General features: G+C 45.9%; 22 protein-coding genes. 6 read left to right on the forward strand and 16 right to left on the reverse strand.

Annotation, left to right across the window (positions count from 1 at the left end; genetic code table 11):
• The first annotated feature begins 34 nt into the window (after positions 1–34).
• Both rfbD and C9991_RS11555 read left to right on the forward strand, forming a co-directional pair.
• The gene (gene rfbD / locus C9991_RS11550) at positions 35–913 is read left to right on the forward strand and encodes a dTDP-4-dehydrorhamnose reductase (protein WP_106812645.1); all 879 of its coding nucleotides are present in this window, start codon (positions 35–37) and stop codon (positions 911–913) included.
• A 26-nt stretch (positions 914–939) separates the two neighbouring features.
• Positions 940–2,070 carry a dTDP-glucose 4,6-dehydratase gene (locus C9991_RS11555; RefSeq protein ID WP_106812646.1) on the forward strand — a complete coding sequence of 377 codons (1,131 nt, stop codon included), beginning with the start codon at positions 940–942 and terminating at the stop codon, positions 2,068–2,070.
• Positions 2,071–2,242: 172 nt separating this feature from the next.
• Here the strand turns inward: C9991_RS11555 and C9991_RS11560 are convergent, their stop codons facing one another.
• The 9 genes from C9991_RS11560 to C9991_RS11600 all read right to left on the reverse strand — a co-directional run bounded on the left by C9991_RS11560 (position 2,243) and on the right by C9991_RS11600 (position 9,423).
• A complete protein-coding gene (locus C9991_RS11560; RefSeq protein WP_106812647.1) occupies positions 2,243–2,401 on the reverse strand; it encodes a DUF4295 domain-containing protein in 159 nt (52 codons plus the stop codon).
• Between the two features lie 13 nt (positions 2,402–2,414).
• Positions 2,415–2,606: a 50S ribosomal protein L33 gene (gene rpmG, locus C9991_RS11565; protein ID WP_106812648.1), complete on the reverse strand. Its 192-nt coding sequence runs from the start codon at positions 2,604–2,606 to the stop codon at positions 2,415–2,417.
• Between the two features lie 4 nt (positions 2,607–2,610).
• Positions 2,611–2,874: a 50S ribosomal protein L28 gene (rpmB, locus tag C9991_RS11570; RefSeq protein WP_106812649.1), complete on the reverse strand. Its 264-nt coding sequence runs from the start codon at positions 2,872–2,874 to the stop codon at positions 2,611–2,613.
• A gap of 205 nt (positions 2,875–3,079) precedes the next feature.
• The gene (locus tag C9991_RS11575; protein ID WP_106812650.1) at positions 3,080–3,619 is read right to left on the reverse strand and encodes a CinA family protein; all 540 of its coding nucleotides are present in this window, start codon (positions 3,617–3,619) and stop codon (positions 3,080–3,082) included.
• A gap of 79 nt (positions 3,620–3,698) precedes the next feature.
• Entirely contained in the window at positions 3,699–4,712 is a 1,014-nt protein-coding gene (gene tsaD / locus C9991_RS11580; RefSeq protein WP_106812651.1) for a tRNA (adenosine(37)-N6)-threonylcarbamoyltransferase complex transferase subunit TsaD, read from the reverse strand.
• Positions 4,713–4,725: 13 nt separating this feature from the next.
• Complete coding sequence (gene map / locus C9991_RS11585) at positions 4,726–5,589, reverse strand: type I methionyl aminopeptidase (RefSeq protein WP_106812652.1); 864 nt, start codon at positions 5,587–5,589, stop codon at positions 4,726–4,728.
• Between the two features lie 15 nt (positions 5,590–5,604).
• On the reverse strand, positions 5,605–8,370 hold the full coding sequence (gene metH / locus C9991_RS11590) for a methionine synthase (protein WP_106812653.1): 2,766 nt from the start codon (positions 8,368–8,370) through the stop codon (positions 5,605–5,607).
• Between the two features lie 53 nt (positions 8,371–8,423).
• Entirely contained in the window at positions 8,424–8,903 is a 480-nt protein-coding gene (gene smpB, locus C9991_RS11595; protein WP_094879555.1) for an SsrA-binding protein SmpB, read from the reverse strand.
• A gap of 13 nt (positions 8,904–8,916) precedes the next feature.
• Positions 8,917–9,423: a DMP19 family protein gene (locus C9991_RS11600; protein ID WP_106812654.1), complete on the reverse strand. Its 507-nt coding sequence runs from the start codon at positions 9,421–9,423 to the stop codon at positions 8,917–8,919.
• 351 nt (positions 9,424–9,774) lie between these two features.
• Here C9991_RS11600 and C9991_RS11605 point away from each other — a divergent pair, with 351 nt between their 5' ends.
• Together C9991_RS11605 and aroC are read left to right on the forward strand one after the other, a co-directional pair.
• Positions 9,775–10,407 carry an FKBP-type peptidyl-prolyl cis-trans isomerase gene (locus tag C9991_RS11605; RefSeq protein ID WP_106812655.1) on the forward strand — a complete coding sequence of 211 codons (633 nt, stop codon included), beginning with the start codon at positions 9,775–9,777 and terminating at the stop codon, positions 10,405–10,407.
• Between the two features lie 48 nt (positions 10,408–10,455).
• Complete coding sequence (aroC, locus tag C9991_RS11610) at positions 10,456–11,538, forward strand: chorismate synthase (RefSeq protein ID WP_106812656.1); 1,083 nt, start codon at positions 10,456–10,458, stop codon at positions 11,536–11,538.
• Positions 11,539–11,859: 321 nt separating this feature from the next.
• Here aroC and C9991_RS11615 read toward each other — a convergent pair whose 3' ends face one another.
• The 5 genes from C9991_RS11615 to C9991_RS11635 form a co-directional block, all read right to left on the reverse strand.
• Positions 11,860–13,929, reverse strand: coding sequence for a YgiQ family radical SAM protein (locus C9991_RS11615; RefSeq protein ID WP_106812657.1), 2,070 nt, complete (start codon positions 13,927–13,929; stop codon positions 11,860–11,862).
• 123 nt (positions 13,930–14,052) lie between these two features.
• Entirely contained in the window at positions 14,053–14,370 is a 318-nt protein-coding gene (locus C9991_RS11620) for a DUF8442 family protein (protein WP_106812833.1), read from the reverse strand.
• A 24-nt stretch (positions 14,371–14,394) separates the two neighbouring features.
• On the reverse strand, positions 14,395–17,304 hold the full coding sequence (locus C9991_RS11625; RefSeq protein ID WP_106812658.1) for a golvesin C-terminal-like domain-containing protein: 2,910 nt from the start codon (positions 17,302–17,304) through the stop codon (positions 14,395–14,397).
• Between the two features lie 12 nt (positions 17,305–17,316).
• Positions 17,317–17,877: a 1-acyl-sn-glycerol-3-phosphate acyltransferase gene (locus C9991_RS11630; protein ID WP_106812659.1), complete on the reverse strand. Its 561-nt coding sequence runs from the start codon at positions 17,875–17,877 to the stop codon at positions 17,317–17,319.
• A gap of 50 nt (positions 17,878–17,927) precedes the next feature.
• Positions 17,928–18,197 carry a hypothetical protein gene (locus C9991_RS11635; RefSeq protein WP_106812660.1) on the reverse strand — a complete coding sequence of 90 codons (270 nt, stop codon included), beginning with the start codon at positions 18,195–18,197 and terminating at the stop codon, positions 17,928–17,930.
• Between the two features lie 224 nt (positions 18,198–18,421).
• Between C9991_RS11635 and C9991_RS11640 the strand changes: the two genes are divergently transcribed.
• Entirely contained in the window at positions 18,422–20,071 is a 1,650-nt protein-coding gene (locus tag C9991_RS11640) for a diphosphate--fructose-6-phosphate 1-phosphotransferase (RefSeq protein WP_106812661.1), read from the forward strand.
• A 113-nt stretch (positions 20,072–20,184) separates the two neighbouring features.
• A complete protein-coding gene (locus tag C9991_RS11645) occupies positions 20,185–21,027 on the forward strand; it encodes a glycoside hydrolase family 25 protein (RefSeq protein WP_106812662.1) in 843 nt (280 codons plus the stop codon).
• Positions 21,028–21,034: 7 nt separating this feature from the next.
• Here the strand turns inward: C9991_RS11645 and C9991_RS11650 are convergent, their stop codons facing one another.
• Both C9991_RS11650 and prmA read right to left on the reverse strand, forming a co-directional pair.
• Entirely contained in the window at positions 21,035–21,649 is a 615-nt protein-coding gene (locus C9991_RS11650; RefSeq protein ID WP_232823318.1) for a phosphatase PAP2 family protein, read from the reverse strand.
• Positions 21,650–21,660: 11 nt separating this feature from the next.
• Positions 21,661–22,533: a 50S ribosomal protein L11 methyltransferase gene (gene prmA, locus C9991_RS11655; RefSeq protein WP_106812663.1), complete on the reverse strand. Its 873-nt coding sequence runs from the start codon at positions 22,531–22,533 to the stop codon at positions 21,661–21,663.
• Positions 22,534–22,650: the final 117 nt, after the last annotated feature.

Below are 22,650 nucleotides of genomic sequence, written 5' to 3' on the forward strand. Positions count from 1 at the left end.
TAATGATGTTTGAAACGACAAAAAAAACAATACGATGAACATTCTTGTTACTGGAGCCAACGGACAACTCGGACACGAGATGCAACGTGTGGCTAAAAACAGCCAACATACTTTTACGTTTACTGACGTTGCCGAGGGCTACAAGAAACTCGACATTACCAATATCGACGCCATACGCGAGATGGTGAAGGAGCTTGGCATAAAGCTGATTGTAAACTGCGCCGCCTACACTAATGTGGACAAGGCTGAATCGGACTACGACACGGCCAATATGCTGAACAATACAGCTGCTGGCAACCTTGCAGCAGCAATGAAAGAAGTGGACGGAACGCTGATTCACATCAGTACCGACTATGTGTTCAAAGGCGACCGCAACACGCCTTGCCGCGAGGATTGGGCCACAAACCCTCTGGGTGTTTATGGCAAGACAAAACTGGCTGGCGAGAAGGCTATAGAAGCTACCGGATGCAAACATATCATAATACGCACGGCGTGGCTCTACTCGCAATGGGGCAAGAACTTTGTGAAGACAATGCAGAATCTGACGGCAACAAAGGACTCGCTGAAGGTGGTGTTCGACCAAGTGGGAACACCAACATTTGCAGGCGACCTGGCCGACGTGATTGCACACATCATCAACACAAACCAACTGGAGAAGACGGGCATTTACCATTTCTCCAACGAGGGAGTGTGCTCATGGTTCGACTTTGCAAAACTGATTTGCGAAATGTCGGGCAACACATGCGATATACAACCTTGCTACAGCGAGGAATTCCCCAGTCCGGTAGAACGTCCGCACTTCTCTGTGCTGGACAAGTCGAAGCTGAAGAAAACATTCGGCTTTAAGGTGCCATACTGGACCGACTCGCTAAAGGTGTGCATCAAGCAACTAAACGACTCTACAAACAACTAATCGTTACACATTAATAATTAAATTTTATGAGAAGTATCATTATCACAGGTGGCGCCGGATTTATTGGTTCGCACGTAGTTAGACTCTTTGTGAACAAGTATCCCGACTACCGCATAATAAACCTCGACAAGCTGACTTACGCTGGCAATCTTGCCAACCTAAAGGACATCGAGGACCGCGATAACTATACATTTGTGAAAGGCGACATATGCGACTTTGAGCTGGTGATGGACCTTATGAAGAAGTATGAGGTGAATGGCATTATTCACCTTGCAGCCGAGAGTCATGTAGACCGCTCGATAAAAGACCCGTTCACATTTGCACGCACAAACGTTATGGGAACACTAACCCTGCTGCAAGCTGCAAAACTGTACTGGGAAAGTCTGCCTGAGAAATACGACGGCAAGATGTTCTACCATATTTCTACCGATGAGGTGTACGGAGCTCTTGAGCTGACAAATCCAGAAGGCATAGAGAGTCCGTTCACTACAAAGGCTTCGTCGGACCACCATCACGCTTACGGCAAGGACTTCTTTACGGAGGAAACAAAATACAATCCACACTCGCCCTACTCTGCCTCAAAGGCTTCGTCAGACCACTTTGTACGAGCTTTCCACGACACTTACGGAATGCCTACCATCGTGACCAACTGCTCAAACAATTATGGCCCGTACCAGTTCCCTGAGAAACTGATTCCACTATTCATCAACAACATACGCCACCGCAAGCCATTGCCAGTATATGGCGAGGGACTGAACGTGCGCGACTGGCTGTATGTTGAGGATCATGCACGAGCCATCGACTTGATATTCCACAATGGCAAGGTGGCCGACACTTACAACATAGGCGGATTTAACGAGTGGAAGAACATCGACATCATACATGTACTTATAAAGACCGTAGACCGACTGCTGGGACGCAAGGAGGGCGAGGACCTCAACCTTATAACCCACGTAACCGACCGTATGGGACACGACATGCGCTACGCTATTGATTCGCGCAAACTACAACGCGAACTTGGATGGGAGCCTTCGTTGCAATTTGAGGAAGGCATAGAGAAGACCGTACGCTGGTATCTTGACAACCAGGCATGGATGGACAACGTAACGTCGGGCGACTATCAGAAATACTACGACGACATGTATCAGAACCGTTAAAACCGTTTATCGGAACTAAATAAAATACATTACTATACATTATACAATAAGAGGCTATGACAAGATTTTGTTGTAGCCTCTTATTGTATTGTTAGCATACAAGCACAAAAAAGGCGGTGTCAAATTAATGACACCGCCTTAAATATCTGTAGTTGTAAGATTTCTAAAAGAATTACTTCTTGAAGAAGTCCTTAGCAGCCTCGTTAGGAACCATACGCTCGTCGAAAACATAAGCGCCGGTCTTAGGGCTCTTTACCATCTTGATAACCTTTGTATATGCGCGACCGTCCGATGAACCTTCATGGAGGGTAGCGACCGCTTTCTTTGCCATATCTTAAACGTTATTACTTAATCTCCTTGTGAAGAGTCATCTTCTTAAGGATAGGGTTATACTTCATTAATTCCATACGGTCCGGAGTATTCTTACGATTCTTGGTAGTCACGTAACGGCTTGTTCCAGGCATACCGCTGTTCTTCATTTCAGTGCACTCCAGAATAACCTGTACTCTGTTGCCTTTTGCTTTCTTAGATGCCATTTACTTATTCTCCTATAACTTTAATGTCACTCCAGTCACAATAGCCTTTAGACACAGCCTGCTTAAGGGCAGCGTCCAAGCCCACTTTGTTAATAAGACGCAGACCCGCTGCGCTAATCTTGAGGCTAATCCAGCAGCTCTCCTCTACATAGTAGAACTTCTTGCTGAACAAGTTCACATCGAAAGAACGCTTTGTGCGATGCTTTGAGTGTGATACGTTGTTACCTATCTGGGCTTTCTTTCCCGTAATCTGACAAATTTTCGACATTTCTATCTTCTTTTTTGTATTCGTTTTTGATACCTATTCCAAACAGGATGCAAAATTAGCGACTTTTTCTGAAATGACAAAACATTCTCTTAACTAATATTGTTTATTTAATGTTTTTTTTGTTTTCAGACAGTATAAAGTGCTATTGCATTGACTTTTACCTATTTAAATACATATTTTGGGGGCAGACACGGGGCTTGATTTGCTATTCTGTAACAGGGATCACCGGAGCCTTGCGATTGTCCTCGTGCTTAGGCATATTGTCTTTAAGAAAATCGATAAACATCTGCAGAGCCTTGCTGGTGGCAATGGCAAGATTGATGTCGCGGCCATAATCCTCAGTAAGCTTCATTGTAATGATGTTGTCGGCATTGCCGCAAGCCAGCCATATAGTACCAACCGGAATGCTTGGTGTTCCACCGCCAGGACCTGCTGTACCAGTAGAAGCTATTGCAAAGTCGACACCAAGAGTCTTTATCGCTCCCTTAACCATTGCCTTGGCAACATCCTCGCACACGGCTGTCTGCTCCTCAAGCAACTGATGGTCAACACCAAGAAGATGCTCCTTAATCTCGTTTGTGTAAGAGATTACGCCACCCTTGAAATAGGTAGAAGCACCAGGAACGGCAATTATCGACTCGGCTATACGACCGCCTGTGCAGCTCTCGGCAGAACCAACTGTAAGTCCTGACTCGTAGAGATACTGCTGAATCTCACGGCTAAGTATTTTCTTTTCAAATTCCATATATTATCTGTATTTATTTTTTATTGCATAAAAGTCTCGGCCAAGCCCATCTCCACAAAAAGAAACGGGCTTGTTGATTCTACTTGAACGTAACCTTGCTGAATGCAGGTTTGTCGATTGAGCAGAAGTCTTTGTCGAGGAACTTATAGTATCCTGTAATACCAATCATTGCCGCATTGTCGGTAGTATAGCTGAACTTAGGAATATAGATAGTCCAGCCATAACGCTTGGCATGATCGCGGAAAGCATTGCGCAGACCATTATTGGCCGAAACGCCACCAGCCACAGCCACATGCTTAATGCCAGTCTGCTTTACAGCAAGACGCAACTTCTTCATTAGAATATCAACAATAGTGTGCTCAAGACTTGCGGCAAGGTCGTTCTTGTGATGCTCGATAAAGTCGGGATCGTCCTGAATCCACTTGCGTAAGCTGTAAAGGAATGAGGTCTTAAGTCCACTGAAGCTATAATCCAAGCCTGGGATGTGTGGCTCGGCAAATTTATAGGCAAGCGGATTGCCCTGACGTGCCAAGCGGTCAATGATAGGACCACCAGGATAGCCAAGTCCCATAACCTTAGAGCACTTGTCAATTGCCTCGCCTGCAGCATCGTCGATAGTCTGTCCAAGCACCTCCATATCGTTGTAGGCATTAACCTTAACTATCTGCGAATTGCCACCCGACACAAGCAGACATATGAACGGGAACGGAGGCGTAGTATCCTCGGGCTTCTCCTTAATGAAATGAGCCATGACATGGCCTTGCAAGTGGTTTACATCTATCATAGGAATGCCCAAGCTACGGGCAAATCCCTTGGTAAAGCTTACACCTACAAGCAACGAACCCATAAGACCCGGACCACGTGTAAAGGCCACAGCCGAAAGCTGCTCTTTGGTAATACCGGCACGCTTCAAGGCAGCGCTTACAACAGGTACGATGTTTTGCTGATGAGCACGCGATGCAAGTTCGGGCACTACGCCACCATATTCGAAGTGGACATCCTGCGAAGCTGTAACATTGCTAAGCAATATGTTGTCGTTGAGCACCGCTGCGCTTGTATCGTCGCAGCTGCTCTCAATACCTAATATGTACATATTATATATAATATTAATAAGTCAATATCTCAACACCATGTTCGGTCATTACAAATGTGTGTTCCCACTGAGCGCTTGGTTTCTCGTCGCCAGTAATAACCTCCCATCCATACTCGTCGTCAGCATCGATAAACACCTTCCATGTGCCCATGTTTACCATAGGCTCAATAGTGAACACCATACCAGGAACAAGCAACATGCCTGTACCCTTATGACCATAGTGCATTACGTCTGGCTTCTCGTGGAACTTAAGGCCAACACCATGTCCGCAAAGGTCGCGCACAATACCATAATGATACTTGTCGGCGTGCTTCTGGATAGCATGACCAATATCGCCAACAAACGAATAAGGCTTGGCTGCCTCCATACCTATCTCCAAACATTCCTTGGCAACACGCACAAGCTGCTCCTTCTCGGGAGTGGTCTTACCAATGATAAACATGCGCGAGGCATCGGCGTAATAGCCGTCAAGGATGGTTGTGAAGTCGACATTCACGATGTCGCCCTCCTCAAGAATATCCTCTTCCTTAGGAATGCCGTGGCACACAACCTCGTTGATACTTGTGCACACGCTCTTAGGAAAGCCCTCATAATTAAGGCAAGCCGGAATTGCACCATGCGATGTGCAATAATCATAACAAATCTGGTCGATTTCAAGAGTGCTCATACCGGCACGAATATTCTTGGCCACCTCGTCAAGCACACCAGTATTCACAACACCGCTGCGGCGAATACCTTCTATCTGTTCGGGAGTCTTGATAAGGTCGCGCGATGGCACCTCCTTACCCTTGTTTTCCCAGTACATTACTTTCTTGTCAAGTTCGGTAGGCTCCTGACCTGGAAGGCAGTGCCACACTCTCTTCTTTTTGAATACCATAATAAAGATATTATATTAAAACAGTTCCAATTTATTCTTTCTTGCCTCGTCGAGCGACGAGAGTTTACGCTGATGCACCGCATATTCTTCGCGCAATCGTGCGTAGCGTTCCTTCAGTTCAGCCTCAAAGGCTTGGCGGTCGGCTGGGTTCATCAATCGCTGTGCAATCATAGGGTTCTGCGCAGCATCCTTAACCCATACCACAATACCACTATATATAGGTGCAATCTTCAAGGCAACGTGCATCTCGGAAGTTGTAGCGCCGCCCACCATTATAGGCAGACGCAATCCAACCTTTTCAAATTCGGTAGCCACATGCACCATTTCCTCAAGACTCGGCGTTATAAGTCCACTAAGTCCTATCATGTCCACATCTTCCTCAATAGCCTTCTTTACTATCTGTTCGGCAGGCACCATAACACCAAGGTCAATAACATCGTAGTTGTTGCACGACATCACAACATCAACAATATTCTTGCCTATGTCGTGTACATCGCCTTTAACAGTAGCCATCAGCACCTTTCCTGCAGCTGTAGAGCCTTCCTTCTTGTCTGCCTCGATATAAGGCTGAAGTATGGCAACAGCCTTCTTCATAGTGCGTGCGGTCTTTACCACTTGCGGAAGGAACATCTTGCCACAACCAAACAACTCGCCCACCCTATTCATGCCAGCCATCAGCGGACCTTCGATAATATCGACAGCCTTGGGATAAATATCGAGAGCCTCCTTAAGGTCTTCCTCCATATAGTCGCCTATGCCCTTCTGCAAAGCTGTGGCAAGACGCGACGCAACATCAGCGCTACGCCATTCGGGTTCGGCAGCTACAGGATTGGCGGCTCCATTGGTTGCAGTTCCATTCTTCAGAGCCTCTTGCTTTTGTTTTATATCGTCGGCAAGCTGGATAAGTCGCTCGGCAGCATCCTTCTTGCGATTTAACACAACATCCTCGATAATCTCGAGTTGGTCGTCAGGAATGTCGCTGTAAGTAACCTTAGCGGCAGGATTGACAATACCAAAATCCATACCCTTGGCAATGGCATGATACAGGAAAACCGAGTGCATTGCCTCGCGTATGTAATTGTTGCCACGGAACGAGAACGAGAGATTGCTTACACCTCCGCTGACATGAGCTCCAGGCAGATTGGTCTTTATCCAATCTACGGCACGTATAAAGTCGACAGCATAATTGTCGTGTTCCTCCATACCCGTGGCAATGGCAAGAACATTAGGGTCGAATATAATGTCGAGCGGGTTCATGCCCACCTTCTCTGTAAGCAATTTATAGGCACGGCTGGCTATCTCGATACGGCGTTCGTATGTTGTGGCCTGGCCTTGCTCGTCAAAGCACATCACCACTACAGCAGCTCCGTAACGCATAACATCGCGCGCATGACTGAGGAAAACCTCTTCGCCCTCTTTAAGAGATATTGAATTGACAATGCACTTGCCCTGAACACATTGCAGACCAGCTGTAATGACATCCCATTTAGAAGAGTCGATCATCACCGGCACCTTTGCAATATCAGGCTCAGAGGCAATGATATTAAGAAATGTAACCATCTCCTGGCGTGCATCTAACAGACCGTCGTCCATGTTTACGTCTATCACCAATGCACCATCGGCAACCTGCTTGCGTGCTATGCTTACAGCCTCGTCATAACTCTTCTCCTTTATAAGTCGCAAGAACTTGCGCGAGCCCGCAACATTGCATCGCTCGCCAACATTAACGAATCGCACATCGGGCGTAACGTCAAGCAATTCGAGTCCGCTAAGCCACATAGTCTGTGGCTTAGGCTGAGGCACATGCGGTTTGGCGTTTTCGACAATAGGCACATACTTGGCAATAAACTCGTCGGTAGTTCCGCAACATCCGCCAATGATATTGACAAGACCCTCGTCCACAAAATCCTTAATCAGCGGAGCCATTGTCTCGGCAGTCTGGTCGTATTGTCCAAGACTGTTTGGAAGTCCGGCATTGGGATAGGCACTAATATAATAAGGTGCACGTCGGGCAAGCTCTTCAAGGAAAGGTTTCATCTGGTCGGCACCAAACGAGCAGTTGAGTCCTATAGAGAACAACGGATAACTGCTTACGCTTGCCAGCACAGCATCGAGAGTCTGTCCGCTGAGTGTGCGTCCGGCAAGGTCGCTCACGGTAATGCTTAGCATTATAGGCATCTGTCTACCCGAACGTCGTTCCACCTCCATAGTGGCATCGATGGCAGCCTTTGCATTAAGAGTGTCGAATACAGTCTCTATAAGTATTGCGTCGGCTCCGCCCTCCTCAAATGCGGCAATCTGCTCAAGATAGGCATCATACAATTGTGCATAGGTAATGTCACGAGTTGCAGGATTGCTTACATCCGGACTCATCGAGCACGTCTTATTGGTAGGACCGACAGAAGCAGCTACAAAACGTGGTTTTTCCTCTGTAGAGAATTCATCGGCAGCCTTGCGTGCAAGTTGCACACCAAGAAGAGCCATCTCGCGGGCAGACTCTTCAAGATGATAATCAGCCTGACTTATACGTTGCGAACTAAAGGTGTTGGTTGAAATAATATCCGCACCAGCACGCAAGTATTTGCGGTGAATATCGGTTATAACGTCAGGACGTGTGATGTTGAGCATGTCGTTGTTGCCCTTCATCATGCCAGGTGTCTTGCGGTAACGATAACCACGGAAGTCTTCCTCCTCAAGCTTGTACTGCTGAATCATAGTGCCCATGGCACCGTCGAGTATTAGTATCCTGTCTTTTGCGGCTTCTCTTAAAGTCTTTCCCATTTAATTCTTTTTACCAAATAATGACTATATTCTCCCTATGCACCTATCTCAATTTAATAGTGCTTCATAGCCCTATCCATTTCGCGACGGTCTTCTTTCTCTTTTAGCGTCTGTCGCTTGTCATACTCTTTCTTGCCTCGGCACAGAGCAATGTCCACCTTGGCACGTCCATGCTCGTCAATAAACACAAGCGTAGGCACAATGGTGTAGCCAGGCTGCTTGGTTGCATTCTCGAGTTTGTAAATCTCACGTTTAGTAAGCAGCAACTTACGGTCGCGGCGTGCCTCGTGGTTGCTGAACGAACCATAGAAGTAGGGCGAGATATTCATACCCTTAACCCACACCTCATGGTTGTTGATATAACAGAATGTATCGACAAGACTTGCCTTGCCCAAACGTATCGACTTGATCTCTGTGCCCGTAAGCACAATGCCAGCCGTGTAGGTCTCGACAAAGAAGTACTCGAACGAAGCCTTCTTGTTTTTTATGCTTACCGGACTTTTCTTTCTTTTAAGTTCCTGTTCCTTGTTCATCTTATTGTTCTCCCTAATCTTCTATAACAACAAAATCGTCGATATGCTCGTCCACATAGTGTGCCACTTCGGCAGTCCAAGCCTCTTCGTTCTCGACAAACTCGTCGTCATAGTCGTCAAACTCGGGATATTGCTCGAACATCGCCATAAACTCCTCGTCCGAGCAGTTGCGCTGTATTTTGCCTCCATACTCCTTGTAGAGCTTGCGCACAGAAAAGAGCATCTTGGCAAGATCGCGCAAACCCCAGTCGCGCAACACCTTTGCAAACGGGTTATCGAAGATAAAACCTCCATAACCGTTGTATATCAATTGGACAAATCCGCCGTCCATAACCTCCTCATGCAGAATGTCATAGGCAAGCAGCGTTATTTGCGACACGCTCAACTGCTGCATGTTGTCAGCATTAAGCTCGCCGCCAATAGCCTCCTTCGTAGCGTCTATAAACACCCGAAGAAAAGAATCCATATCTTGCATCGCTGCCTCACGTAGTGCAGCGTCTTTAACCTTTACCTGTATCATAATCTGCAAAGTTAGTGCAAATCGAAGACAATACAAAATAAAATGCTTTTTATTTTTATTGTTGATACTAAGCCTATCTTTGCAAATTAACTTTACATGGTGCAGATAATATATGCGTGCGGTTTCGACCTAAGACTAAATGTATCTATGCTTGCTATCAAATGTATCTATGCTTGCTATCAAACGCATCTATGCTTGCTGTAAAACGCATCTATGCTTGCTGTAAAAACCATAATTGAATGTAGAGATGTGGCTGTAGCATCACTAAAAACGAAGAATAAACCTTTTTTATTTTATTATGTCCTTTCTCATTTATTTGTTGTACCTTTGCACGAAACATATTAAAAAGAAATGGAAAATAAAACTAACAAGCTCATAGCAGCTCACTATCAGCTCTTCACCATCAACGACAACGGAGAGCGTAAACTTGTAGAAGAAACTTCTCAGGAGCAACCATTTGTGTTCATCACTGGCTTTGGTGCCGCTCTCGACGCACTTGAAGATAAGCTTCAAGATTTGGAACGTGGCGCCAAATTCGACTTTGAACTTGATAAGGACCAGGCTTTCGGCGAACACGAGCCAAAGAGAGTTATCGATCTCAACAAGGAGATGTTCTGTATAGACGGACACTTTGACAGCAAAAATATATTCAAGGGAGCTCAAATTCCTTTGAAGAACGAAGACGGCAACTTCTTTATCGCTACTGTACTCGAGATTGGCGACTCAAAAGTTAAGGTCGACCTCAATCATCCTCTTGCAGGAAACCGTCTAAACTTCAAAGGCTACATTATCGAGAACCGCGAAGCTACAAAAGAAGAGATACAGACCATGCTAAACCATCTCAATGGTGGCGGATGTGGCGGCCACTGTGGTGGTGATTGCGGCGGATGCGAAGGCGGTTGCGACAACCATAGCCACGAAGGTGGATGCGGCCACCATGGACATGGCGACGACAAAGGTTGCTGTGGCGGACACTGCCACTAATATATACTTGAATTAATGCCCACACTCTAACTCGTCAACTAATTAATAATGAGAAATACCTTCGGAAACCTTTTCACCCTGACAACGTTTGGCGAAAGCCATGGGCCTGCAGTGGGTGGCGTTGTAGACGGAATGCCTGCTGGCATTGACATCGATATGGAGTTTATACAAAACGAGCTCAACAGACGACGTCCAGGACAAAGCAAGATTACTACATCACGCAACGAGGCCGACAAGGTTGAATTGCTTAGCGGTGTGTTTGAGGGCAAGTCTACAGGATGCCCTATTGGGTTTGTTGTGCACAACACCAACCAGCATTCCAAAGACTACAACAATATGCGCGACTTGTTTCGTCCATCGCATGCCGACTTTACTTACACAAGCAAATACGGCATACGCGACCATCGTGGTGGCGGACGCTCATCGGCTCGCATTACAATTAGCCGCTGCGTGGGTGGCGCTCTTGCCAAGCTTGTCCTTAGACAACTGGGCGTAAGCATTACTGCATACACATCGCAAGTAGGCAACATCGAGGTTAGCCGCGACTACTCTACTCTCGACTTTGCAGAGATTGAGCGTAATCCGGTACGCTGCCCCGACCCTGAGAAAGCTCGACTAATGGAAGAGCTTATTTCTGATGTAAAAAAGGATGGCGACACTATTGGCGGAATCATAACTTGCGTTGTTAAGGGTTGTCCAGTAGGTGTTGGCGAGCCAGAGTTTGGCAAACTGCATGCTATGCTCGGAGCTTCTATGCTCGGCATTAATGCTGCAAAGGGTTTTGAGTATGGCGAAGGTTTTGATTGTGTCAATTCACGCGGCAGCAAACAGAACGATGTATTCTATTCGGAGAATGGCAAAGTATGCACTCGCACCAATCACAGCGGAGGCATTCAAGGCGGCATAAGCAATGGTGAGGACATCTACTTTCGTACCGCCTTCAAGCCAGTGGCAACCATCTTGCAAGAACAACAAACTATAGACAAGGAAGGTAATGCCACTACGTTCTGTGCACAAGGACGACACGACCCATGTGTGTTGCCACGTGCCGTTCCTATAGTGGAAGCCATGACGGCTATGACTATATTGGACTATATTATGATAAATAATGGCACATCTTTACGGTTTTAACGAACATTATGACAATTATCCATTTCATTAGGTAAAATTTATATCTATATATTGGGTAGTTTAAACAATTATCATTAACTTTGCAAGTGATAATTAGGGACTCGTGAGAGCCTCGAATTAGCTTAGTTAAGTCTAGTTTAGTTTTTGTGTTGGTTGTGGGCAGTCAATTGGCTGCCCACAATTTTTTTTGTATACACTACAACAATACGAGTAACCAAGTAAAAAAAAGTATCAAACAAGATAAAGGGTGTGCTCAAACGCGCTGTAAGCTGTTTGAACACACCCTCTGTTTTTCTATCATAATATTACAGAAATGCAAATTTATCTACGCTTGCTTTTTCTGCTATTGTCATTACGACCATTGCCATATTCATTACGGCTATTATTGCCACGACCATTGCCATATTCACTACGGCTGTTGTTGCCACGGCCATTAGCCTTGTGATTATCTTTACGGCCCTTACCATATTTTGTTCCAGCATTGCCACGCTTCTCCTCATATTCGTTTCGCTCAAACTCAGGACGACGGTTATTACCAAAGTTGCGTCCATAGTTAGGCATAGGAACGCCAGCATATAGTTTCTGTATAAGATCCGAACGGCCAATGCGGCGCAACTCCTGCTCTATGCCACGACGTTCCTCAGGCTTATACCAAAAGAAGAACTGGCGCTGTGCAAGTTTCTCACGTGGTGTCTTGGCAGAGAACACTGGCTCTAATGTATATGGATCGTAGCCCGTATACCACGTCTCGGTACTTACAGTCATAGGTGTTGGCGTAAAGTCTTGCACCTGCTCAAGATGAAAGTCAAGGCGCTTGGTTATCACGGCAAGCTCTGCCATGTCCTCCTCGCGACATCCAGGATGCGAACTTATAAAATAAGGTATAATCTGCTGACGCAGATTCTGCTCGGTATTTATCTTGTCAAAGATACGCTTAAACTCCTCGAACAAGGCAAACGATGGCTTGCGCATTAGCTTAAGCACAGCATCTGATGTATGCTCAGGTGCCACCTTCAGTCTACCACTTACATGATTGCAAATCAACTCGCGTGTATACTGGCGCGCTGCCGCATTCGACTTTTCGTCCTTGCTCTTATGCAAAAGCAAGTCGTAGCGCACACCACTGCCTATAAAACTCTTCTTTATGCCAGGCAACGCATCTACGGCATGATAGATATCAAGCAACGAAGTATGGTCGGTAATAAGGTTTGGGCACACCTGTGGGTTGATACACGATGGACGCTTGCACACAGCACATGCCTTAGGATTGCGTCCATGCATACCATACATATTAGCCGATGGTCCGCCAAGGTCGGACAGATAACCCTTGAAGTCGGGCATTTCTATCACCTTCTTCACCTCTTTTAATACACTCTCCTTTGAGCGGCAAGCAATGAACTTGCCTTGGTGTGCGCTGATTGTACAGAAAGCACATCCTCCAAAGCAACCACGATGCAGATTGACCGAGAACTTTATCATGTCGTAGGCCGGAATGCGCTTGCCCTTGTACTTAGGATGAGGCAATCGCGTATAAGGAAGATCAAACGAATGATCAAGCTCCTCGGTTGTCATCGGTGGATAAGGCGGATTTACAACAGCATACTTGCCGTCAACAGCTTGCAACAAACGTTGCGCATGCATCTTATTCGACTCTTCCTCTATATGACGAAAGTTGTCTGCCTCTGCCTTTTTGTTGCGCAGACACTCTTCATGACTGTACAACACAATGTCGTCCGACGTTATTCCTCCAGGAATATCACTCTCCTTACTAAGATATACAGTCTGCGGAATGTCGCGTATATCCTCCACACGCTTGCCTTCAGAAAACTGTCGGCAAAGTTCGAGTATAGGTTTCTCGCCCATACCATATATTATCATGTCGGCTCCCGAATCGCAAAGTATACACTTCTGCAATCCGTCCTTCCAATAGTCGTAATGGGTAAGTCGACGCAGCGAAGCCTCAATGCCTCCAAGTATAACGGGAACATCAGGGAACAGCTGCTTCAGAATCTTAGTATAAACAATGGTGGGATACTCAGGACGACAGTCGTGACGTCCATCCGGACTATAAGCATCTTCTGAGCGAAGACGCTTGCCTGCCGTATATTTGTTAACCATTGAGTCCATACAACCGGGCGCAACACCAAAGAAGAGATTAGGACGACCGAGTTTCTTGAAGTCGCGGAAGTCTCCATGCCAGTCGGGCTGTGGCACTATAGCCACACGATAGCCGGCATATTCGAGTGTACGACCTATCACGGCAGCTCCGAATGACGGATGGTCAACATATGCGTCAGCAGAGAAAAGAATAACATCTACATTATCCCATCCTCTAAGTTCGATTTCTTTCTTGGTAGTAGGCAACCAGTCGGTGAGCCTCAATTCTTTCATTATCTGTTTGTTTTTTTATTACAAATTAATTTACAAGGGTGTGTCAAAAAGGAGTTATCGGAATTCAACGGACGAAACCTAAACTTCCTTTAACTCCTATTTTACCCCAGAGTTAATGAGTTTTTATTGATCTTCTGTCTCACTCGGTTGCTTAGTTTCCCACTCCTTGTACAGAGCCACGAGATTAGACAGACCCAGAGCCTTCATATTATTATTGTATATAACGTCAAGACAGAGGTCGAGCAAATTCTTGTCGCTAATGCCCGACGATTCGAGCAGCGAGCGTACATTTAGTTTAAGTTTGTCAAGCACCGGCTCGTCTACAATACCATTACTGTCGACAAGGGCATCGAGTAGCGAATACTTTGCCAGTGTCTTAAGGTGCTCATCACTTACTTCTATACTTCTTGTGCCTGAGGCATTTGCTTGAATTTTGTACATAGCCATATAAGTTTTAGTTATCAATTATTTTTTTGTTAGGAAATTCATCACAGCCTTCATTACCTGCTGACGTGCCTTAATACTGTTAATGCACTCAAACGGGAATCCCATTACGAAGCATTTGTAGTCGGCTCCATCATAAGCCACAGCAGCATCAGTTCCGTCGGCATATTGCATTGCACAGAACGACGAAGCGTTTGCCGGACGCATAACATTAACATTTGTCGCAGCATAATGTACGGCATTGGGATGACGTATCAGGTCGAAACTTATGCCGAGACCGTTTACTGTATTGTTGGTCTGATTGCAGTCCGAACCGCCATACGATGTCTTAAATACTTCTGAAAGGAAGTCACGTTCATCACCTCTCTGCATATCGCTGCCGATATAGGCACCGCTCACAAACATACGTCCGCCACCTCGTATAAAGGCCATTACCTGCTTTTGCAAGGTAGAGGAGAATGTCTTGTAGTGCACAAGCGAGTGTCCATCGTCCTTCTGCATACCAAATGCCATATCTATAACACTATAATGCGAAGGCTTGACAAAGTCGTTCTCAAATGCCTCAAGCGAACTGCTCAACACATTATACGAACCCGAACGTGCAATGTTCTCAACATGACACACCGATGCGTTCTGCTGATTGCCCATTACAAATGTTCCGGCGAGCTCATCGCCACTATATCCTAATGCATTAGGACCTTCGCTACCTCCTCGCGAACGGTTAAAACACTGCTGACGTCCGTTCCATCCAGCTGCCAATCCAAGTGTTACACCCATATCGGCGTCAAGATCAAAACCAAGACGTGTATTATCATCAACAATAGCCGGACCCGAAAGACGCTTGAATCCATCTACTACAAGTATGTCCTTAGCATCGGCATCAGGCGAAAGATATGCTGCAAGTGTCTCGGAAGGAAAACTCTCGCCACCACGGTTCACGGCTGTCACACGAAACTTATACACAACTCCTCGACGTGCCTCAAAAACAAACGACGTGCCTTGTACTATACGACCGTTGTCAAATCCGCCTCCATTCTCGGATATATATATATTGTATGCTGTCGGTACGGCTGTAGGCTCTTGTTCGTCTTTAACTGGGAGCCACGTCAAACGCAACATGTGGTTGTCTGTTCGCTCAACACGTAGGTTGTTCACCGGCAATGGTTGTACAACAAACGGGCGTTCGTGTCCTTTGCTTACATAACGCAGAATGGTTTTGTACAACGACCTCGCCATGGTAAACCTGAAGTTAGGATCAAGACCATAACGCATATCACCAAAGTTCTGGTGCGACATGGTCTCTATAATAGCCGATGGCATCTCAGGTTTTCGGGTCTCACTATAATTGCGATCCCATAGATATCGACGCGACCACTTGCCATACTTTGCCGTAATGTCATGCTGCAATCCTGAGAGCAAAGCCTCGGCAAAATCATGTGATACCATACGCGACACTCCACTGTTAAGACGTCCGTCATTAAAGTTGGTGGTGCATATAGCCAACGAACCTATTATCGAATCAGTACGGTTAGCATAGCCAGCATCGCTGTGCACAGCAAGCGATAACTCAATAGGCACCTTCAGTCCGTCAAGTGTCGGCACATAAACAGAACCACCTGCAAGCCAGTTGGTCATATTCGAGCGGGTGTTTATATCATCTGCATAATCGTCAGAACCTCCTCGTCCTCCATAAACACTATATGGAGCGCCAGCCCATTGTGCCGAATAACGTGCTCCCTCAATACAGCGTGGCATTCCACTCATGGCACCGCCACGCTGTATATTGCCCATACCGCCACCAAAACGAACAGCATCGGTTGTAACTATTCCACGTTTCTCCGACAAATTGGTAACGACAACACGGTTGTCATCACTATTACCCTTGTCAAAATCAAATGTTCCGAGATACACCCACGTGCCACCTCCCATCTTCTGGTTCACCTTGAAGATGGTGCGCTCGCCTTTATGAAAAACAATGTACGTGGCATCGTCAATGCTGTTGTCCAGGGTCTGATAGCTCACGTATACAGCATATCTGCCAGCCTGTGGTATTGTTGGCTGATAAGAAGCCCACGATTCGGCACCTTTCTTCACAGCCTTCACCTTACGTGCTGTACCGCTTACAAATGGATTTTCTCCGTCACGATAAGTACCGGTATGAAAAGCGAATCCCTTGCCTTCTGTGTCAAGCCACTTCTCCTTACCATTATCCTCAACATATCCACGCTTGTTGTCGTTGTCCACTATCACCTCGTTCTTCTGCCAGTCGCGCTCGCGTGGCGTATAAACAACGGCACCTGCGTTCTCAAGCATCGGTATAAGATATGGCACAACTATAGTCTGCGTGAAGAGGTCTTCGGTAGTACAAAAAAGATTAGGGCGTTGCCACTTCCATCTCGACTTCTTTTGGTCGTAATAAATGCCGTGCGAGGCCCATACAGAAATATGTCTGTCAAAGAGTCCGTGCGACACAAAGAAGGGTTTCGACTCGTTCATTACCCAAGGTTGTCCACTATAGTCAATGTTTCCCCATATTGCCGCAATCCCGTTATCATCGGTCTTTGCGCCAGCTACAAGCTGTTCGATAGGCAGTCCGGCACTCTCTATTGTAAGATTGTAACGGCTGTATGGCTTTGGCAGCGAACTGGCAAGCTTCTTATAGTAGAACTTAACCGACTTTGCTGTAAAGTTCTGCGTGGCAAAAGCTGGACTAACAACAAGTCGAAGTTGTTTTTTCGAGTCGTCTACATCAAACGACTCCATATACGGTTGAGTAGGATAAGACACGTTCTTAGCCTTGTTCTGCAAGACATAATTCTTCAGCAGCACACCTATTTTCTCTTTAGGTAGCGTCTTCGTAGTGCCCGCATTAGCCTGGAGCACCATCAAAGATGTTGTACACAAAAAGAAAGATAGAACCCTTTTTCTCATTTTATTCGTTTTTTAAATCTCTCCGACAGTGAATTTCTCTGGATTCTTGCCCTTAAAGTCCTTGAAGTAGGTCTTTATAGTCTTCATGTCGGCCTCTACGTCACCAGTAGGTGTAATGATATGTTTGCACTCTATGAGCTTGCGCTCAAAATCGAGTCCATACAGCAAGATAGGAATTCCTGCTTTCAGGGCTATAAAGTAAAAACCCTTTTTCCAGTTAGGATTAAGCGAGCGTGTTCCCTCTGGTGTCACACACAATCTGAAGTCGGGTGCCTTGCGTGCCGCTTCTGCCATTGCGTCTGTCATGCTTGTATGCTTGCCACGATTTACCGGTATACCGCCAAGATGGCGGAACCATACACCAAGAGGCCAGAAGAACCACTCCTTTTTCATAAGGAAATTTATCTTCTTGTTCTCGGCTCTCGAATAAAGCAATCCTATAATAAAATCCCAGTTACTTGTATGTGGAGCAAGACACAGTATATACTTAGCGGGGTGTTCCACTTCAATACGAGTGGTCCACCCCATGCGCTTGTAAAGTATTGTCTTGCAAATGCGTTGCAAAAATGTCATTCCGTTTTTTGATTTTTTATCTATTGTCTGTCATCAGTCCTACAATCGGGTTATCCGAGGTTTGATATCTGGTCTACAATCTCGGATGCCTGCTTATTGAAGTTTGTGATAAGGCTCTTAAAGAACAATCTTGGAGCAAGTCCTGGCTCCACATGCGACACGCGGCGCACATAATCGTTGTGTATCACAAGTATGGATGTAAGCAATGCCTTAATGTCTTCATCGCTTGCGTCTGTTGTGTAAGAGATAGCCACAACCTCTGAGAATAGCTCACTGCACACGTAATTGATATTGCGTTTCAAACTTCGTTTGTTTGCCATAATATAATATGTATTAATATGATTAAACAATAGTGTTTTACATGCCAAAGATAGAAAAAAAATTGATATGTGGCAAGCAATATCAATAAAAAATAATTTAATGCTACGATTTCCTGTATTTTTTTTCATCAATTCATAGAAAAGCAGTATTTTTGCACTTGCAAAAGAAGCATCAATCGCGATTCTATTTTAACATCATACATTTTTTAATTTTTTTAAAACACATGGAAATTAGTGCATTGCAGATTGCAAGAGCTGCTTACCAGCCTAAATTGCCTAAGGCACTTCAGGGTCCAGTAAAGGCAGTTGAAGGCGAGGCTACTCAGTCGGTTGGAAACCAGGATGAAATTAAGGCTTTGTTCCCAAACACTTACGGCATGCCTGTAATCACCTTCGAAGCAGGTGAGAAGAAAGAACTACCTTCATTCAACGTTGGTGTAATCCTTTCAGGTGGTCAGGCTCCTGGCGGTCACAACGTTATCTCTGGTCTCTTCGATGGTGTTAAGGCTCTTAACCCAGAGAACAAACTCTACGGCTTTATCCTTGGCCCTGGCGGTTTGGTAGACCACAACTATATTGAGATTACTTCTGAGATTATGGACCAGTACCGCAACACTGGTGGTTTCGACATCATCGGTTCTGGACGTACCAAGCTCGAGAAGGAAGAGCAATTTGAGAAGGGTATCGAGATTCTCCGCGAACTTGGCATTAAGGCTCTCGTAATCATCGGTGGTGACGACTCTAACACAAACGCTTGCGTTCTTGCAGAGTACTATGCTGCTAAGAAGTATGGTGTTCAGGTTATCGGTTGTCCTAAGACTATCGATGGCGACTTGAAGAATGAGCAGATTGAGACTTCATTCGGTTTTGATACAGCTTGTAAGACATACGCCGAGCTTATCGGTAACATCCAGCGCGACTGCAACTCAGCACGCAAGTACTGGCACTTCATCAAGCTCATGGGCCGTTCGGCTTCGCACATCGCTCTTGAGTGCGCTCTTCAGACCCAGCCTAACGTTTGCCTCGTTTCAGAGGAGGTTGAGACTAAGGAGATGTCACTTGACGATGTTGTAACATATATCGCTAAGGTAGTAGCCGATCGTGCTGCCGATGGCAACAACTTCGGTACTGTACTCATTCCTGAGGGTCTTATCGAGTTCATCCCTGCTATCAAGAAGCTTATCTCTGAACTTAATGAGGTTCTTACCGACCCTTCAACAGGCGAGTCTCGTGAGTTTGCTAACGCTGAGGAGCAGATTGCTTTCGTTAAGAACAATATCGCTAAGGAGAACCTTGCTGTTCTTGAGTCACTTCCTGAGGATGTTGCTCGTCAGCTCTGCCTCGACCGCGACCCACACGGAAACGTTCAGGTTTCTCTTATCGAGACTGAGAAGCTACTCTCTCGTATGGTTGAGAAGAAGCTCGACGCTTGGAAGGAAGAGGGCAAGTACAATGGCAAGTTCGCTGCACAGCACCACTTCTTCGGTTATGAGGGACGTTGCGCTGCTCCTTCTAACTATGATGCTGACTACTGCTACTCTCTCGGCTTCAACGCTTCATGCCTCATCGCTAACGGCAAGACTGGCTATATGTCAGTAATCAAGAACACAACTGCTCCTGCTGCCGAATGGATCGCAGGTGGTGTGCCTATCACTATGATGATGAACATCGAGCGTCGTAACGGTGCCAACAAGCCTGTTATCCGCAAGGCTCTTGTTGAGCTTGATGGCGCTCCTTTCAAGTTCTTCGCTGCTCATCGTGAGGAGTGGGCTAAGAATACATGCTACGTTTACCCAGGTCCTATCCAGTATTGGGGTCCAACAGAGGTATGCGACCAGACTACAAAGACTCTGCAGCTTGAGCAGGGCAAGTAATCAACACTTGCAATCTATAGCTTTCGAACAGAGTTACAGATAACACTGAGAGCAGAGTGGCTTACGTCATTCTGCTCTCTTTTGCGTTAATCAAAAACAAACAAACCAAACCAATGAACGTGAACAACCAAACTAAAAGACGCACAACAACAAGACGCAAGACACAGAAGAAGCGCTCTGGCTTTTCTGCCATACTCGCCCGCAACCCGCGCACCGCATGGTGGATGGGAGGCATTGCTGTAATATGTCTGTACGTATGGCTGTTCTATTCGTTCTTTGTCAGCCCCACGGGTTTCAGATGGCGTGCATTGTTTGGCGACCCTAATTATCCTGCCGGATACGAGATACATGGTATAGACATCTCTCACTATCAAGGCGAAATCGACTGGGACCTATTACGCAGCGGCATGATTGAAGGCTGTCCACTACGATTTATCATGATTAAGTCGACCGAAGGTTCCACACGTCTTGACGACCGATTTGCCGATAACTTTCAACAGGCTCGCGAATATGGCTACATACGTGGCGCATATCATTTTTGGAGCAACAAGTCGTCTGCACGTGCTCAGGCTTATCACTTTCTTAAGAATGTACATCTTGAGGAGGGCGACCTTCCGCCTGTTTTGGATGTTGAGCACAAGCCTGCCGACACTTCTGTCGAGGATTTTCAACGCGATATCCTTACTTGGCTTCACATTGTAGAGGATCGCTACCATGTCAAGCCTATTATATACACATATTATAAATTTAAGGAGAAGTATCTCAATGCTCCAGTATTTGACGACTATCCCTACTGGATAGCCCACTACTATGTTGACAAGGTGGAATATAAAGGCCCATGGAAGTTCTGGCAGCATACCGATGTTGGCAGACTGCCAGGCATTAAGGGTTATGTCGACTTCAACATCTACAATGGGTCGTTCTACGACATGAAGAAGCTGACAATAGGCAACTAAATCTTCTCTAAAGTTTTAGCGTTAGCTCAAAACCAACTGGCGACACCGCCAAACTTAAGTCGTCATTTTTCTTGTCCTCACCAAGAATCGTGTTGCCTATAAGATATCCAGCCTCGGCAGATAGGCAACCTATAGCCGCACCTGCTACAACATCGCCCCAACGATGTCTGTTGCGGCGCACACGGTCTACTGCTACAGTTGTTGCCACCGCATAACCAGCCACACCTATCCAAGGTGACACCTTATAATATTCATGCATAAGCGATGTGGCTCCGCAAAAGGCTATTGATGTATGTCCTGATGGGAACGATCGATTGTCTGTTCCGTCTGGACGTTTTTCGTGTATACTACGCTTCAGAACATATGTCACGCCTGCGTTTACCGCAAACGATGCCACCGACACCGTCAGTCTTTTCTTCCACGATGTCTCTGTCTTTACGCCACACATCTTCAGTCCGAACACAGCTACTGTTGGCACATATTGCAATACATTGTCTATTCCGTCGCCATGATAGCGCTTATAGTTATTGACCGCTGTGGCATCTATTGCCGTCTGTCCATAAACAGCACCCGACAACATCACAGCCACTGCCACTGCACATTGTCTTAATATTATAGTCATCCTGCCAATTATTATTTACATTCAAACATAGCGCAGGCCCATTCTCCGTCTGTCACCACGTCTATAATAGTCAAACCATTACTCTGGGCTGCTTGTTCCAACATTGGCACATCCGTTTCGTAGAATCCGCTGAGTATCAATCTTCCTCCTGTCTTAAGATGACTCCTGAATGCTGTCATATCGTTTAGTAGGATGTTGCGGTTGATATTGGCTATCACAACATCAAACTCTTCCTTCACACCGTCAAGAACCGAAGCGTCGCCAAGCAATACATCTAAATTGTCAACACCGTTTAGAGCGGCATTGTGCTTGGCATTCTCCGAGCTCCATTCGTCTATGTCATATCCCAACACACGGTTGGCTCCCAATCGCAATGCTACTATACCCAATATTCCAGTTCCACAACCACAATCAAGCACCGACTTGCCCGTCAAATCCATTCCAAGCAAACGACGCAATATCATCCTTGTAGTCTGGTGTGTGCCTGTACCAAAGGCGTTGCGAGCCTCTATAAAGATGCGCATTACACCGTCATCACCAGCAAACATCGACATATCTGTATGCTTGGCATCATATATTACAAGATGGTCAGACACACCTATTGGCTCAAATCCCTGGTCTTCCCAACCTTGATTCCAGTCTTGGTCAGGCACTTCTTCTATATTATATGTAACTTGTGTGCCCTCTGGCATATAGTCGACTATGGCTGCATCAAGGGCTTCTTTGTCGTAAAGCGGACGTTGTACATATCCTGCAATACCATTATCAGTATCCTCAAAAGCCTCGAATCCTGCCTCACATGCGGCAGCCGATAACAACTCTCGTGCTGGCTGAAGCAGCTCTTCAGCACATTCTATATCAAAGTTTGCTACGTAGTATTTCATGTTTATATTGTGATTTTTTGTTTTTACTACGCAAAATTAAGCATAAAAAACCTAACATCATAATAGCATGACAAACTCAAATATATAAAAAACATAAAATTAGGGGAAAACCTATGC

Origin of the sequence: Prevotella merdae (assembly GCF_900290275.1) — a bacterium.
GTDB lineage: Bacteria > Bacteroidota > Bacteroidia > Bacteroidales > Bacteroidaceae > Prevotella > Prevotella merdae.

Bases quoted from the DNA above. Each gene is read 5' to 3' on its own strand.
- rfbD (WP_106812645.1), top strand. From the start codon at position 35: ATGAACATTCTTGTTACTGGAGCCAACGGACAACTCGGACACGAGATG.
- C9991_RS11555 (WP_106812646.1), top strand. From the start codon at position 940: ATGAGAAGTATCATTATCACAGGTGGCGCCGGATTTATTGGTTCGCAC.
- C9991_RS11560 (WP_106812647.1), bottom strand. From the start codon at position 2,401: ATGGCAAAGAAAGCGGTCGCTACCCTCCATGAAGGTTCATCGGACGGT.
- rpmG (WP_106812648.1), bottom strand. From the start codon at position 2,606: ATGGCATCTAAGAAAGCAAAAGGCAACAGAGTACAGGTTATTCTGGAG.
- rpmB (WP_106812649.1), bottom strand. From the start codon at position 2,874: ATGTCGAAAATTTGTCAGATTACGGGAAAGAAAGCCCAGATAGGTAAC.
- C9991_RS11575 (WP_106812650.1), bottom strand. From the start codon at position 3,619: ATGGAATTTGAAAAGAAAATACTTAGCCGTGAGATTCAGCAGTATCTC.
- tsaD (WP_106812651.1), bottom strand. From the start codon at position 4,712: ATGTACATATTAGGTATTGAGAGCAGCTGCGACGATACAAGCGCAGCG.
- map (WP_106812652.1), bottom strand. From the start codon at position 5,589: ATGGTATTCAAAAAGAAGAGAGTGTGGCACTGCCTTCCAGGTCAGGAG.
- metH (WP_106812653.1), bottom strand. From the start codon at position 8,370: ATGGGAAAGACTTTAAGAGAAGCCGCAAAAGACAGGATACTAATACTC.
- smpB (WP_094879555.1), bottom strand. From the start codon at position 8,903: ATGAACAAGGAACAGGAACTTAAAAGAAAGAAAAGTCCGGTAAGCATA.
- C9991_RS11600 (WP_106812654.1), bottom strand. From the start codon at position 9,423: ATGATACAGGTAAAGGTTAAAGACGCTGCACTACGTGAGGCAGCGATG.
- C9991_RS11605 (WP_106812655.1), top strand. From the start codon at position 9,775: ATGGAAAATAAAACTAACAAGCTCATAGCAGCTCACTATCAGCTCTTC.
- aroC (WP_106812656.1), top strand. From the start codon at position 10,456: ATGAGAAATACCTTCGGAAACCTTTTCACCCTGACAACGTTTGGCGAA.
- C9991_RS11615 (WP_106812657.1), bottom strand. From the start codon at position 13,929: ATGAAAGAATTGAGGCTCACCGACTGGTTGCCTACTACCAAGAAAGAA.
- C9991_RS11620 (WP_106812833.1), bottom strand. From the start codon at position 14,370: ATGTACAAAATTCAAGCAAATGCCTCAGGCACAAGAAGTATAGAAGTA.
- C9991_RS11625 (WP_106812658.1), bottom strand. From the start codon at position 17,304: ATGAGAAAAAGGGTTCTATCTTTCTTTTTGTGTACAACATCTTTGATG.
- C9991_RS11630 (WP_106812659.1), bottom strand. From the start codon at position 17,877: ATGACATTTTTGCAACGCATTTGCAAGACAATACTTTACAAGCGCATG.
- C9991_RS11635 (WP_106812660.1), bottom strand. From the start codon at position 18,197: ATGGCAAACAAACGAAGTTTGAAACGCAATATCAATTACGTGTGCAGT.
- C9991_RS11640 (WP_106812661.1), top strand. From the start codon at position 18,422: ATGGAAATTAGTGCATTGCAGATTGCAAGAGCTGCTTACCAGCCTAAA.
- C9991_RS11645 (WP_106812662.1), top strand. From the start codon at position 20,185: ATGAACGTGAACAACCAAACTAAAAGACGCACAACAACAAGACGCAAG.
- C9991_RS11650 (WP_232823318.1), bottom strand. From the start codon at position 21,649: ATGACTATAATATTAAGACAATGTGCAGTGGCAGTGGCTGTGATGTTG.
- prmA (WP_106812663.1), bottom strand. From the start codon at position 22,533: ATGAAATACTACGTAGCAAACTTTGATATAGAATGTGCTGAAGAGCTG.